Below are 13,893 nucleotides of genomic sequence, written 5' to 3'. Positions count from 1 at the left end.
CTTATTTCTGACCCGGGTTTTCATACCAGAACAAACCGAGCCCGCGTTTCTTGTGGCGTTCTTCGCAGCAGAGCACATCCAGATCGCCGTCGGCATCAAGGTCCAGCAGTTCGATGCGGTCATACTTGATTCCTTGGGGACCGCTGATTTCCCGTGGCTCCCAGTTGAACTGATCTCCGTCGCGAGTACCGCGGAGCCAGAACATCCCGGACCTGGGTGGCGCGGCATGTTCACAACTGAGGACCAGGTCCAGTTGACCATCCCTGTCCAGATCTCCTACGGCAACTCCCTTTCCACCTCCCGTGTTTTGGGGATAAGGAATAACGCGGTGATCCCATTTCAGACCACTCTGATCCAGGCGACGGTACCAGTGCACTTCATCGGGAGCCCGCGAAACCACCAGAATATCCTGCAGGCCATCCTGGTCGAGATCCGCCAGATGGGCAAACATCACTTCGCGATCCTGACCGCCGACCCAGTGATTTTGCCACGGCTTCCCTTTAGAACTGTCGGAACCTGGATTCTCGAGCCAGCGGCATCCGCGGTGCTTCCCTTTGCGATCCGTGGTTAACAGGTCCTGGTCACCATCGCCGTCCATGTCGACGGCATAGAGAGACATGATCCAGCCAGCTGGGGCAAGTGGATGCCATTGATAGGACGACAGATCCCGCGGTTCGCCGGTACATTCAAACCAGCCAATCTCGGCCCCCGGTCCTTTACCGGCTGCCACCAGAACTTCCCCTCCGCTTGCATCCTGGCTGAGTTTCGCGGGGATAGCGAACATCCACATCATGCGATCTTTCGAGGCGGGGATCACAGCCTGCTCCCAGGTGTTTTCAAACGGTTTATCTTCAGGCGTCCAATGCACGAAGACGGACCGCGTTTTCCCTTCACTACAACTGACGACCGCCCGGCAGGTGCCTTTGTGCTCGAGATCGATCCAGGCAGCGTCTTCCACCTGGGGTGTTTTACCAACGGTCAACGCAGGCCAGGTCGCTTTCACCTTATCAGGTCCCGGATTGCGGTAGATACGGGTGATGCCCCCCTCTTCCCAGCCGGTGGTCAGGTCCAACAGACCGTCGCCGTCTATATCATAGAGTTTCACACCGTCTGCACCGCGGGAAGAGTCATCTATGATATGGATCTGCCAGGGAGTGCCACGGTCCGGCTCCTCCGCCTGCAATGGATGCCCCAGAAGCCAGAAGCCCAGCAGACAGATCACGTTCGCGCGTTTTCTCATCAGCGTGTACATGTACATTCTCCCTTTTGATCCCGGTTGAACTGCGTCAGTAAGGTGCATCCTCTCTCCAGTATCCTGCCTGCGGACTCAAATCTCAAGATTGCTTCGTATGGCAAGGAGTTCTCCGGAAAAACTGCTCGGTTTTGTTGCATTTTCCTCTACTAATACAGTGTTTTCTGCCCCACCAGGCGGTCTCTGATAGAGGCACACCTGCAATACCGCGATAACCGGACCATTCCGAATAATCGATAAAGTTTCGCGTCTGCCCCAGCCGATCATCTTTAGGTACAGGCGATTGTACGACTGATGAACAGCTTCATCAGAATGGTGGTGACCATGGATGGTCACGCTTAAATGGGGGGGAGGATACCACGAATGCGCGCAGCATTTGTCTGCATCGTCCTGGCACAGCCAATCCTGTTTTGCTCAGGTTGTCAGTGTTTCAGGGCCAGCAATCTCTATTACAACATGATCGATGATGTCAGTGACACGCAGCTGTATGCGGATCGATTCTATCGTCCCACCTGGGACCTGACTCGTATCGGCAAGCCAGACTGGTGTCGCTCGCGATTCAACCGCTGGTGGTGCAAATGCTGCTCTGACTGCCGACCGGAATACTACTACTCTGCCGAGGCCCGCACGGAATATAGCCGTCCTCAGCAGGACATCAGTGACGAATCGGTCGATGACCTGGTCCCTCTTCCTGAGCCAGCCACGTTTGTGCCCCCCGATCCCTACCCCAATGGAATCGACAGCACGCCCGTGGCAGAGGATGGCCCCGAGCTAGCCCCCGCCGCAAGTGCGCCCGTTGACTGACATGTTCAGTCTGAATCCAGCGCAAAACCAGACCCATAATCAGCGGACAGCGGAAAGAGACAGGTCACACTATGATCAAAATGGACAAGACACAATTCATACAGCGACTGACGATTCTGGTACTGACCGTAACAACCAGCATCACAGTTCCTGCTGCATTTGTCTCCGCCCAGGATACACCCGCCAACCAACGCGATGGCCAGAGCCCGGCCCTGACGAAGTCAGCTGCCGATCAATATCTGTTAAAGGACGATGATCGGCAGCTGACTGAATTCGAACGGGAAAACCGCAGACAGGACGAACCTCTGCCCATTCCCAGCGAAGAAGAACTGATTCAAGAATTAGCCAAGGGATCCTCGACCCGCAGTGCCCGGAAAGCCTGCCTGGCCAGCCTGCCCCTGGATAAGATGACGCCCGCCAACCGTACAAATGCCGAATACGTGCTGAAAGACATCAGCATGTTTCGCACGCTGCCCAAGATCCACCTGGATGTGAACCACTCGGCGTACGCGTATTTCATCGCCCACCCCGATGTGGTCGTGAGCATCTGGCGACAGATGCAGCTTTCCGAATTCAAGATGTGGCAGACCGGTCCGTATTCATATGAAGTCGATGCCGGCGACGGCACAGTGGGTACACTGGATGTCATTTATCAGACCCCTGCCGAGTCGATCGTAGTCTGCTCGGGAGTCTATAAAAGTCCGTTGCTTGCCAAACCGATCTCAGCCCGAGCCCTGCTCCATCTGCAGACCGAATATTATCCGGGTAAGGATGAAAAGCGGGATTCCATCTCACATCAGGTGACGATGTATGTTTCGTTTCCTTCACAAACAGTGGAAGTTGCCGCCAAAATTCTGGCCCCGGTCAGTAATGCGATTCTGGACCGCAACTTCAAGGAAGTTTCCATCTTCCTGCACATGATGACGCTGGCCATGGAACGCCAGCCCGGCTGGGTCGAACGCCTGGCGGGTAACCTGGAAGGGGTCCTGCCCATCCGTCGTCCGCAGTTGCTCAAAGTAGCAGCCCGGGTCTACATCGACGGTAAACAGCGAGAGAATCCCGAAGCACTGCGTCGTCGTCTGCAGCGACCACAGCCGATCGATCCGGTCTCGCAGACCAGCGGTCAGGCACCACGCAAGCTGTCCAGCGACCTGCAGGTTCAGCCGATCAGTCGAGCTCAAAGCCCGAATTAAATCAGCATGTCCTCCGCGTGTTTAATACCGCGGAGGACGTCTTTTTTTATTACGGGGCCTGAGTACAAAACCGATGATGCCGAAGAACAGCACCAGGGGGATCGCGACTTTGGGCCTGGTCGCGAATAAGACGATTGTCACCGCTACCGCCACGAACAGCCACGGTGGCACATTCGCCCAGGCCGCATCACGATTCCTGGTCGGTAGTGCCAGCCAGAAGGCCAGCATCAGCAATCCCACCCGCATGAAGGCCCCCGTGACAATATCCTGTTGCGCAAACAGGTCCTGTTCGGCGAACCAGTAGAGGTAGCCGGCGACTCCCAGACAGGCCAGAGCGATAATGCCTACGAGGGTGCGGTTGATCGGAATTTTTTCACCAGCCATACAATACTCGTCTACTTGCGTCCGGGGCGGGTGCGCTGATTGAGGAATGCCCCCAGCGCCAGATGATAGGGGTCGGTCGTGCGAAACTTGAGATAATCCACGTGCACCGAGCCGCACTGCCGGGCCAGTGTCGCACAGAATTCCTGATACTGCTCCAGGTAGCGAGCCCGCAGCTGGTGCGGGTCGACCAGTTGATGATGTCCCCGCAACTCGAGGCTACGGAACTGGGTCGGCTTGCTGAAGGGGAACTCTTCCTCCTCCGGTGCCACGACCTGGAACAGCAGCACTTCATGCCGATCGTGGCGGAGTTGTTTGAGGGTGGTCGTCAGTGCCTCGGGTTCATCGAAACAGTCGGAGATCAACACGACCAGACTGCGGCGTTTGATCAGCGGCTGCACTTCGGACAGGACGGTCGAGATCGCGGTTTCGTGTCGCGGTTTGGCATTCTCCAGGATCTCCAGCATCTGACCGAAATTCTTCGGATTGGCTGAAGGCTGAATGAAGTCGCGGCGTTTGCTGTCGAAGGTGATCAACCCCACCGCGTCGCGTTGACTGAGCAGCAGGTAACCCAGCGCTGCCGCCAGTTGTTTCGCATAGTCGAACTTGCTGAGCGTCTTGCCGGCATAAGCCATGCTGCCCGAACAGTCGAGCAGCAGGTAACAGCGGAGGTTGGTCTCTTCCTCGAACTCCTTAACGTAATACTTCCCGGTCTTGCCGTAGGCCCGCCAGTCGATATGACGGATTTCGTCGCCCGGGTAATACTGCCGATGCTCCACGAATTCAACACTGGCTCCTTTGAAAGGACTCTTGTGCTGTCCCATCATGAAACCTTCCACGACGAGCCGGGTGACAACATCGAGTTTGCCAAACCGGGCCAGCGCGGTGGGGTCTGAAAGTGGCGCGTCCTTTGACAGCATATCGTGAAGTTTCGTAAGAAAGTAATCCGCAGTAAGACAGAAAGCACAGAGAGCATGCTCCCTGCGCTTTCCCATGGTATCAGGATTGATCTCTCAGATCACTAATCCAGTTCTTTGATAAACACATTGCGGAAATAAAGTGTGTTGCCGTGGTTCTGCAACTCGATCTGACCGGTTTCGTAGATCGGCTTGTCCCGCTCCCAGTAGTTTTCCAGCGGAGTGTCGTCGACGACCAGTTTGCCGTTGAGCCAGACGCTGACTTTTTCGCCGACCATTTTAATGCGGAACGTGTTCCATTCACCCACAGGATTATCGGCGGTCAGCAGTGGTTTGCTGGGGTTCTTTTTGTTGTTGTAGAGTCCGCCGGAACCGACGCCGCCTGCGGCTTTCACAGCCGGATCCCAGATCTGCACCTGTGGCGAACCACGCAGATAGATACCGCTGTCGCCGTCTTTCTTGATCTTCCAGTCGACCAGCATTTCAAAGTCGCCGTAATCTTTGGCGGTGCACAGGCTCTGACCTTTACCGTCAAAGACGATGATGCCATCCACGACCTTCCAGTGCTCGTTCATGCTCTCGTCAGCTTTTTTCTGAGCTTCGGCCAGTTCTTCAGGGCTCATCTTGGCCCGTGTTTTGGGGTTGCCCACCAGGCCTTTCCAGCCGGTCAGGTCTTTGCCGTTGAAGAGTTGCTTGAAACCTTCCGGGGGCTGATTCAGTTTAGCTTCTTCGGCTTCCGCCAGGTTGAGCGAAGTCACGGCCAGCAGCAGAGCCAGCAGCAATGTGGTGCGTTTCCAGGTAATCATAGTCGTAACCTTCATTCTGTTGTTAACCAGGGGGGAGTCCTGCATGGAAACAGGACCGGTGGTATGAGTCGTGAATTTCTTAATTATCGAAAGGAACTTCCCCGCTCGCAAGCCAGTCCTCCCCGATTTCACTGCATTCGCATAAACTCCCTGCGGGGACAATTGTCGATTTGCGATTGGTCTGCACCGCCATTAGAATGAATGGAATTCTAACCAGACATCAATCATCCGATTCCCGCCTTTCCCGCTCTCAGAAGAAAGAACATCATGAATCGCTGTCTTTACGCAATGCTCTGCCTGCTGCTGGTCTGTGCTTCAATCACACCAGCGTCCGCTGCTCCGCAACAGAAAAACGTGCTTGTAATCGTGGTCGACGACCAGGGTTTTCAGGCCGGCTGTTACGGTAATAAAGTCATCAAAACGCCGGGCATTGATATGCTGGCCGAATCGGGTACCCGCTTCACCCGGGCCCACTGCACGACCGCCAGTTGTTCCGCCAGTCGCTCCGTGATCATGACAGGTCTGTATAACCACGCGACCGGCCATTACGGACACGCTCACAGCTACAACCACTTCAGCACTTATACTACGGTGAAATCGCTGCCCATCATCCTGGAAGAAGCCGGCTACCGGACCTGCTCAATCGGAAAATATCATCTGGCTCCCGAATACGTTTATCATTTCCAGGAGTATCGCAACCAAGGCATCCAGGGAAATCGCAACTCCGCAAAGATGGCGGCTAACGCGAAAGAGTGGATCACCGAAGACGATGATCGTCCCTTCTTCCTCTACTACTGCAGCAGCGATCCCCACCGTGGCGGCGGCCCCGATGGTTACTCCAACTTTAATGACGATCCCGATCACTACCCCGGCGTGACGCCGATCAAATACAAGCCCGAACAGATTGTCGTGCCACCGTGGCTGCCCAATCATCAGGAAGTCAAAGAGGAACTGGCCGAATACTACCAGGCGATTTCCCGTCTCGACCAGGGCGTGGTCTCGCTGATCGATACGCTCAAAGAGACCGGCCACTGGGAAGACACGCTGGTCATGTTCCTCAGCGATAACGGACCTCCGTTCCCCGGCGCGAAAACGAACCTCTATCAACCCGGTATGAACCTGCCGCTGATCGTGCGGGATCCGACGCAGAAAAAACAGGGCATCACCACCGACGCCCTCGTCACCTGGGCCGACCTCGTCCCGACGATTCTGGATTACTGTGAAGTCACCCCAAAACCTGTTCCCCCGATCCGTCCTACCGAAAACAACGGCAAGCGGACCCAAGGTCGCGGCAAACCCGTGCCTTACCAATTCCACGGCCGTTCGTTCCGCAGTGCATTGAACAAGGAACATGCGCCCGACTTCGACGAACATTACGCTTCACACACGTTCCATGAGATCACGATGTATTACCCGATGCGGGTCATCATCAGCGGCAAGTACAAGTACATCTTCAACATCGCGCACGAACTGCCCTACCCGTTCGCCTCCGATTTATATCGGTCCCCCACGTGGCAGGGTGTGCTCAAGCGGGGTGACAAGATGTACGGGCAGCGGACGGTCTACGCTTACCTGAACCGCCCCCGCCATGAACTGTACGACCTGGTAGCCGATCCCTACGAAGGCAAGAACCTGGCCTTCGAGCCGGAGCACCAGGAAACCCTGGACAAACTGCAGAAAAAGCTGAAAGCCTGGCAGGAAAAGACGAAAGATCCCTGGGTATTGAAGTGGGAATACGAGTAATTTCCGGGCCAAAACCGGTGATTTTCACGGACTTCCCATCGATTTTTGTGAAAATGAACAAAGTTACTCGACGTCAGCAGACGATGTGTCTATAATGCCCTGACTCGGTAACGATATTCCGTTACTGTAGTTAGGGCTTATAACTGGACAGACGCCGTTGAAAACCAGCGAAGTCAGTCTGTTCATCTGCTCTCAAATAAGCAATTTCAGTCCTTCACAGGACCCATAACGCGGGGTGGAGCAGCCCGGTAGCTCGCGAGGCTCATAACCTCGAGGTCGCAGGTTCGAATCCTGTCCCCGCCACTTAGATACCCCGATGCAGTGACATTGTCGCCGCATCGGGGTTTTCTTTTGCGCTGGTGAATCATTTAGAAAAATGACTCCGCAACATAGCTGACTCAACGGCTCCATCCCTCCGAACCGACAAGTCCGGGAGTTTTTGTAGAAGCGAATCTCCATTTCGGGACCAGTAAAAAAATGATTGGAGGTTGATTACAAACCTGTTGAAGTACTGATTTTCCCATCCCGATCCCACGATTCCAGGTCACCGTTCTGGTTGATAATGTAGTACTCCCCCGGATAGTCATTCTGATCAGGAATCAGTCTTTCACTTTTTTTAGCGACACGCTGAGTCCATTTACTTCCATCGCTCATGCTGTGTACCAGATTGTATTGTCCATTCTTTTCCCAGAGTTCCGCAGAGGTAACAAAGTCCCCCGGAACCATCCACTTCTTTATGAATTTCATATCTGGGCGAGATTTATTTTGCTGAATCTCTTCATTGAGTTGCCTCGACTGCTCCTGAGAAACTTCATGGCGGTTGATATTACCGGAATTGCGAGGTACCAGTCGTGGCGCAATCAGTATGAACAGCAGCAGACCAACCACGACCAGGAACTTCACCCAGAACTCCGACCTGCCGGGCTGCTTCGGATCTTCGATAAGATTATCTTCTTCAAAGATCGGCTCCGATCTCTCTGGCATCGGCACCGCAATATTTGCCTTGCAACGTGGGCATTTAATCTGAATTCCGGTAGCGTTCATTTGAGCTTTAATCTTGTGTGAACAGTGGGGACAACTGAATTCGATCAAAAGGATTCCTCCGGCTCTAAAAAATGTACGCAGCTATGCTTCAGCCTAAATTGAACAGAATCGGTTTGCAATCAAACTAAATACATTCCCACATCAGTTACTCTCTGGCTTTTGTGCTGATCACTTCATGGGGCTATTTTCTCAGGATCATATTGCAAAGTTGGCACGGCTCTGAGCGCTACAGACAATTTGTTTGACAACATGTTACGCCAGCTTATACTCAGATCGACATAAACCTGTCTGTTGCATTGCCCTCTGGAGAATTTCCAGTCTGGCAATTTCAATTCACAAACGATCTCGCCGACCAATCATGAGGCCGCCATGAATCGATTGAAGTCTGCTGAACTGACTCTGGTCCCTTACTTCCTGATGGCTTTACTGGCAGTCGTCCCAATGCACTCTGTATCTGCAACAGCAGGTGGCATTGAAGTCCGTGTGACGGACGATGATGAATTGCGCAGCGCTGTCGCTAACGCGAAACCGGGGAGCACAATTCTCCTCGCTCCAGGTCAATATCGAGGTGGCTTGAGTTTCCACAGGTTACAGGGTACGGCGAAGCAGCCAATCGTGATTGCGGCAGCAGACGCTCGTCAGCCTCCGGTGATCGCGGGCGGGAACACCTGCCTGCATCTCATTCAACCAGCGCATGTAGAGCTGCGTAATCTCATTCTGCAGGGAGCCCGCGGCAATGGTTTGAACATTGACGATGGCGGCTCCAAAGACAAACCGGCCCAGCACATTGTGCTGAGTAACCTGACCGTCCAGAATATCGGCTCGAACGGTAACCAGGATGGGATCAAGCTGTCGGGCCTGGCTGATTTCCAGATCCAGAACTGCACGGTGAAACGCTGGGGACAAAAAGGCTCCGGCATCGATATGGTGGGTTGTCAGCGGGGAACGGTTTCCGGGTGCACGTTTCTTGAAGGAGACAAGATCTTCGGAAACGGGGTGCAGATGAAAGGGGGCAGTCGTGATATCACCGTGAGCCGTTGTCGCTTTGACCATGCGGGGGGCCGGTCGATTAACATTGGGGGCAGCACCGGGTTGGAATTCTTTCGTCCTGAGCCTGCAGGATTTGAAGCCCGTGATATCACCGTCTCGGACTGCACGTTCATTGGTTCGATGGCGGCGATTGCCTTTGTCGGCGTGGACGGAGCTCACGTGCATCACAATACCATTTATCGACCGACCAAATGGGTTTTGCGAATCCTGCAGGAAAACAATCAGAGCTCATTCGTCCCTTCGCGCAAGGGCCGTTTCACCAACAACCTGATTGTGCTGCGCTCGAACGAAGTCGGTGAAGTCGTCAACATTGGCTCCCAGACCGCCCCGGAAACATTCAAGTTCGCAGACAACTGGTGGTACTGCCAGGACCGCCCCGAGCGCACACGCCAACTGGTAAGGTTGCCCACACAGGAAACCGGCGGATCGTATGGCCAGGACCCGAAGTTCAAGAACGTTCGTGGTGGTGATTTCTCGCTTCAGACAGGGAGTCCTGTGAAGGATGCCGGGGCCCGTCTCAAAGAAGCGCCTATGGATTGATCTTGCTTTCACATCGAGGATTAATTGACGCTGCTTGATCAATAGTTTCACTGACCTGCCCAGATGTTTTTCTGCAACCGTTTCAGATCGCGTGGGGTGGAGCTCAGCGGCATTTCACAAAAATTATTTCAGAGAAATGAAAGCTGTTGACCAAGCATATTTAGCTCTACTTTTCCGACTGACCGGTCTGAACTGTTCTGAGGAAGTTTTCCGGTAGCGTCCCCAGTTGTTTTGCTGCCATCATTGATTCTGCGACAGCGATTGCACGACCTGCATCAACTTCGTGCAGGAGCCAAAGTCGACTCATCCGCTCGTGCCCGACAAATCGTGTTGACTGAATCTCTTCAATCAGGGCCTCCACAATTTGGGACCGCAGGTTTTCATCAACAGGCTCTTTCAGCTTTTGCAACGTTAGAAACCCCTGGACACGAACCTGCGTATAGGCAGAATTCAATTTGCGTCTCGCCACCTCCCTGGCCTGCTGTGGATCAAGTTCACCAAGGAAATTCAGAGCAACTGCCTGAAGTTCTGGCTTGGAGTTTTTCAAATACTTATTTGCCATTTCAATCGTCAGAGAGGGATCGACTTTAGCGAGCAACTGCAGGCCGACGCTCTGCGATTCTTCAAACCTGGAATCGATCAATGTGAGAATCGCCTCCCGGGGAATTAGCTTTTCCCGGTTCAACGACTTCAACAGGGACAGCGCTTGTTCTCTTACAAGAATATTTTCACTCTCTGAGGCTTGCTCGATAGACACTTTCACTAATTCGGAATTATCGAATGACGACCTGTGTATTCGCATTAAAGTCAATGCATCCATGCGACGCCATTCCGGTTCACCAGTGCGTGCCAGATCCAGGATTCTCTGCGGGGCCTTGTCTGGAACCTCTACTGCATCAACGAGCAGAAAAAATGCACTATGCGGTGGTCCACCGAAGTCTTGTTCAAGGATAGTCAACAGGTCCAGAAAGAGAGGCTGGCTCAGTCGGTCACTGTGGCGTTTGATATACTGGAGCGCATGATTCCGAACCCAGGAGTATTTGTGCTGGAGATTCCTGCGCAGAATAGCGATCTCTTCTTCCTGAGTCTTTGCCGCCTGGAGCTCTTCATCCAGCAGCGTGCGTTGAACTTTGAGTACATGAGGCGTGGCATTGATATTAAGGTAGAGGCCTCCACAGTTGACCATTATGAAGACGTAAATCTCTCTACGAAATTGAACCAGCAGGATCAGCCCCACGAGAATCGTCGGGACGAGAATCTTCATGTTCCTGTGAGGTAAGCGTCTGCTTTTTTCTACAGCTTTATTCTCGATCATCTCTCCCCTCACTACCAGATTGGAGAAATCCATTAGCCAGGAACAACTGCCCCGCTTTGAATCATGCTACAATAATTCAAATGAGTATCCAGCAATTTTCATCCAAGCCCTCCGATAATACACTCCACCAATGAGTAAGCTGCCAGAAGAATTGAACCTTTGTAATCTGAATTTATCACAGACCAGATACAGTTTACTGTCGAAAAAACAGTTCCTCGTTCCATTTAGAAGGTTTTATTGCCACCCCAGGCAGCATTTTATCCCCCTTGAACTACTGCACAGTCTTCTTCGCAGGTTGGGCGTTGCGTGGGAGTGGCTCGGGGTAGTTGGCGAGGATCTGTTTGAGTGACTCTACTACCGCCGGTTGTTTCCGGGCCAGGTTGCGTGTTTCTAACGGGTCGGTCTGGTAGTCGTAGAGTTCATACTCGGCGGGGGCATTGGAATTCCTGTAAGGCTTCCACTCTACCAGTCGATAACGTTCGGTGCGGATCGCGCGGCCCAGTTTCTGTTTGGGATAGGCGTGATAAGCGTGGTTCCTCACGCGGGCCTGGGGGTTCTTCAGGACCGGGACCAGGCTGACGCCGTCGAGGGGCTGGGGCACCTTGGGGGCCGGGAGGCCGGCGAGCTCGGCCAGTGTGGGAAAGAGGTCCACGCTTTCGGCGAGCTGCTGTGTGGCGGAGTCGGGCTGTGTGACTCCAGGAGCTGCGATGAGAATCGGGATGCGGTTGGCCTGTTCGTAGTTCGTGTGCTTGGTCCAGATCCCCAAATCGCCCAGATGAAAACCGTGATCGCCCCACAAGACGACGATCGTGTTCTCGGCAAGTCCCAGGCGTTTGAGTTCGTCGAGTACCTTGCCGATCTGCGCGTCGACGAAACTGGTGCTGGCGTAATAGCCGTGAATCAGTTGACGCTTGAGGTCTTCACTGAACCTGGCATTTCTTTCGGTCGGCACGGGGCTGTAATTCGTAATCTCGCCGCCCCGCTTGCCGGCCACTTTCGGGGCGTTCGCGGGGAGTTCTTCATTTTCGGGTAGTGGCAGTTCGGACGGATCGTAGAGGTCCCAGTATTTCTTTGGTGCGCTGAAGGGCAGATGCGGACGGGCAAAGCCGGCGACGATGAAGAACGGCGTCTCCTCCTGCTTGCGTCGATTGTGGGCGGCCTGGAGTCGTTTGACCGTTTCGGCGGCGACGCGGCCGTCGGCGTATTTAATGTCCGCCACATCCGGTGCTTCGAACGCGGCGCCGCGGGGGAGCGATTTAATGCGATCGAGGTGCTGATTGGTGAAGTAGGCTTCTTCGCGGGTGAGCTTTCCCCCCTGGGTGCTGGCGGGGTCGAGGTATTCGATCACCTTGTCATGGAAATGCGGCACGCTGAAAGAAGCGGGATCTCCGTGGTTGCCGTGCCCGATGTGAAAGACTTTGCCCAGCGATTCGGTGCGGTAACCGCCGTGCTGCGCGAAGTATTGCGGGAGGGTGACGGCGTCGGGAACGATTTCGCGCAACTGACTGCCCAGTCCGTATAAGCCGGTCGATGTGGAATGTGCGCCGAGCATGAGGGTGAACCGCGAGGGTGCGCAGACAGCCTGGTTACAGTAGGCCCGCTCGAAGCGCATGCCGCGAGCGGCAAGGGCATCGATGTTAGGAGTCCGGGCGATCGGATCGCCGTAACAGCCCAGCGCGGGTTTCAGGTCATCGACGAGAATCAGCAGCACATTGGGACGTTCGGCAGCTGAGGCACTCCCGCTCAGCAGAAGAATCAAGCATGTCATCAAGATGAAATGCACGCGGCGCAGCGAATTCATCTTCCGTCTCCCTTCGTGATTATTTCCAGGTATTCTCTTTAACCGGTTTGCCGTTGGTCGTCAGGATCTGAAAGTGATGAAAGCCGGATTTCATGCCCGTATAACGCCAGACTACTTTTTTGTCCGGAGTCACTTCGAACAATTTGACCTGGTCCCCTTTGGCGCGATAGCTGGCAATCACGGTATTTCCGTTGGGTAATCGCTGGGCACCACAGGCATCGTAAAACAGATTTTCTCCCAGATCGGCATTCGTTACACTCCAGATAATTTTGCCCTGGGGATTGGTTTCAATGATGCGGTTCCCGTTCGTGCAGGCAATGAGCGTGTTGCCATTCTTAAGGCGGATCGCGGTGAATGGCCAGTCACGTTTCTCGCGGCCCCGATCGTCGGTCGCGATGACCTGCAGCACTGCACCGCTTTCCGGGTCATATTCTTTGACGGCAAAGTCCAGCAGATGCGGGGCGATGTAATGGCCGTTGGGCAGGACACGCAGCATGCGGGTCTGCATATGGGTATTATTCTTCTGGCACTGCAGGGGCGTCGTCTTTACGATCTTTCCCTGGCGATTGATAACAATGGCCCGCGGCTCGGGCCCGAGTTCAGCGACGAGGAAAGTGCCGTCGGCTAAAGGTTGTACCGTACTGATTTCTTTCTGCTGCCCCTGGTACTGAAACAGGATCTGTTTTGTTTTCCGGTCGACTTCAACGACGCCGCCATGGGGAAACTCCTTGGTCCCATACAGGGCCAGCAACACATTGCCGTTGGGCAGGACCCAGCCATCGCTGGCGGGCATGTCGAACTTCCATTCTACGGCCCCGTCCTCTCCAATAATGACCGCCCGGTTTGCCTTGCCCACTCCCAGAAATGAATGCCGGATGGAATCTTCCTCGCCGGCGTCCACGGGGATGCTTCCCGTGAAACAACAGACTACCATCAGCAGTAGCAGCCAGAAGCGGTTGATTTGAGAGAAAGCGATGCCAGGTTCGGAGTGAGCGCGGTTCCGTAGCTGCATGGGTTTTGAACTCCTCGGGATAAATAAACGGCCAA

Annotated in this window: 13 protein-coding genes and 1 tRNA gene; 6 read left to right on the top strand and 8 right to left on the bottom strand. The window is 54.3% G+C overall.

The window, feature by feature from the left end; all coding sequences use genetic code 11:
* Window position 1 precedes the first annotated feature (1 nt).
* A complete protein-coding gene (locus tag F1728_RS16270; RefSeq protein WP_194242401.1) occupies window positions 2–1,252 on the bottom strand; it encodes an FG-GAP repeat domain-containing protein in 1,251 nt (416 codons plus the stop codon).
* A 363-nt stretch (window positions 1,253–1,615) separates the two neighbouring features.
* On the opposite strand from F1728_RS16270, the gene F1728_RS16265 reads away from it, so the two are divergent.
* Together F1728_RS16265 and F1728_RS16260 are read left to right on the top strand one after the other, a co-directional pair.
* Window positions 1,616–2,056, top strand: coding sequence for a hypothetical protein (locus tag F1728_RS16265; RefSeq protein WP_145443096.1), 441 nt, complete (start codon window positions 1,616–1,618; stop codon window positions 2,054–2,056).
* An 80-nt stretch (window positions 2,057–2,136) separates the two neighbouring features.
* A complete protein-coding gene (locus F1728_RS16260) occupies window positions 2,137–3,249 on the top strand; it encodes a hypothetical protein (RefSeq protein WP_155365006.1) in 1,113 nt (370 codons plus the stop codon).
* Window positions 3,250–3,270: 21 nt separating this feature from the next.
* Here the strand turns inward: F1728_RS16260 and F1728_RS16255 are convergent, their stop codons facing one another.
* The 3 genes from F1728_RS16255 to F1728_RS16245 form a co-directional block, all read right to left on the bottom strand.
* Complete coding sequence (locus F1728_RS16255; RefSeq protein ID WP_155365005.1) at window positions 3,271–3,633, bottom strand: hypothetical protein; 363 nt, start codon at window positions 3,631–3,633, stop codon at window positions 3,271–3,273.
* 11 nt (window positions 3,634–3,644) lie between these two features.
* Entirely contained in the window at window positions 3,645–4,550 is a 906-nt protein-coding gene (locus tag F1728_RS16250; protein ID WP_228030203.1) for a DUF58 domain-containing protein, read from the bottom strand.
* A 101-nt stretch (window positions 4,551–4,651) separates the two neighbouring features.
* Entirely contained in the window at window positions 4,652–5,353 is a 702-nt protein-coding gene (locus F1728_RS16245; protein WP_145193957.1) for a 3-keto-disaccharide hydrolase, read from the bottom strand.
* A 267-nt stretch (window positions 5,354–5,620) separates the two neighbouring features.
* Here F1728_RS16245 and F1728_RS16240 point away from each other — a divergent pair, with 267 nt between their 5' ends.
* The gene (locus F1728_RS16240; RefSeq protein WP_155365004.1) at window positions 5,621–7,096 is read left to right on the top strand and encodes a sulfatase family protein; all 1,476 of its coding nucleotides are present in this window, start codon (window positions 5,621–5,623) and stop codon (window positions 7,094–7,096) included.
* Window positions 7,097–7,325: 229 nt separating this feature from the next.
* Window positions 7,326–7,399, top strand: a tRNA-Met gene (locus F1728_RS16235).
* Window positions 7,400–7,588: 189 nt separating this feature from the next.
* Here F1728_RS16235 and F1728_RS16230 read toward each other — a convergent pair.
* Window positions 7,589–8,080 carry a hypothetical protein gene (locus tag F1728_RS16230; RefSeq protein ID WP_155365003.1) on the bottom strand — a complete coding sequence of 164 codons (492 nt, stop codon included), beginning with the start codon at window positions 8,078–8,080 and terminating at the stop codon, window positions 7,589–7,591.
* A gap of 429 nt (window positions 8,081–8,509) precedes the next feature.
* Here F1728_RS16230 and F1728_RS16225 point away from each other — a divergent pair, with 429 nt between their 5' ends.
* Entirely contained in the window at window positions 8,510–9,730 is a 1,221-nt protein-coding gene (locus F1728_RS16225; RefSeq protein ID WP_155365002.1) for a right-handed parallel beta-helix repeat-containing protein, read from the top strand.
* A gap of 166 nt (window positions 9,731–9,896) precedes the next feature.
* On the opposite strand, the gene F1728_RS16220 is transcribed toward F1728_RS16225, so the two are convergent.
* A complete protein-coding gene (locus F1728_RS16220) occupies window positions 9,897–10,550 on the bottom strand; it encodes a hypothetical protein (protein ID WP_155365001.1) in 654 nt (217 codons plus the stop codon).
* Between the two features lie 99 nt (window positions 10,551–10,649).
* Here F1728_RS16220 and F1728_RS16215 point away from each other — a divergent pair, with 99 nt between their 5' ends.
* The gene (locus tag F1728_RS16215) at window positions 10,650–11,009 is read left to right on the top strand and encodes a hypothetical protein (RefSeq protein WP_155365000.1); all 360 of its coding nucleotides are present in this window, start codon (window positions 10,650–10,652) and stop codon (window positions 11,007–11,009) included.
* A 307-nt stretch (window positions 11,010–11,316) separates the two neighbouring features.
* Here the strand turns inward: F1728_RS16215 and F1728_RS16210 are convergent, their stop codons facing one another.
* Window positions 11,317–12,846: a sulfatase gene (locus F1728_RS16210; RefSeq protein WP_155364999.1), complete on the bottom strand. Its 1,530-nt coding sequence runs from the start codon at window positions 12,844–12,846 to the stop codon at window positions 11,317–11,319.
* Window positions 12,847–12,865: 19 nt separating this feature from the next.
* The gene (locus tag F1728_RS16205; RefSeq protein ID WP_155364998.1) at window positions 12,866–13,858 is read right to left on the bottom strand and encodes a beta-propeller domain-containing protein; all 993 of its coding nucleotides are present in this window, start codon (window positions 13,856–13,858) and stop codon (window positions 12,866–12,868) included.
* Between the last annotated feature and the right edge of the window lie 35 nt (window positions 13,859–13,893).

The sequence above is a fragment of the Gimesia benthica genome (genome assembly GCF_009720525.1).
In the GTDB taxonomy this organism is placed as follows: domain Bacteria; phylum Planctomycetota; class Planctomycetia; order Planctomycetales; family Planctomycetaceae; genus Gimesia; species Gimesia benthica.
The sequence above is the reverse complement of the archived record's forward strand: the minus strand, read 5'-3'. Positions and strand labels throughout refer to the sequence as shown.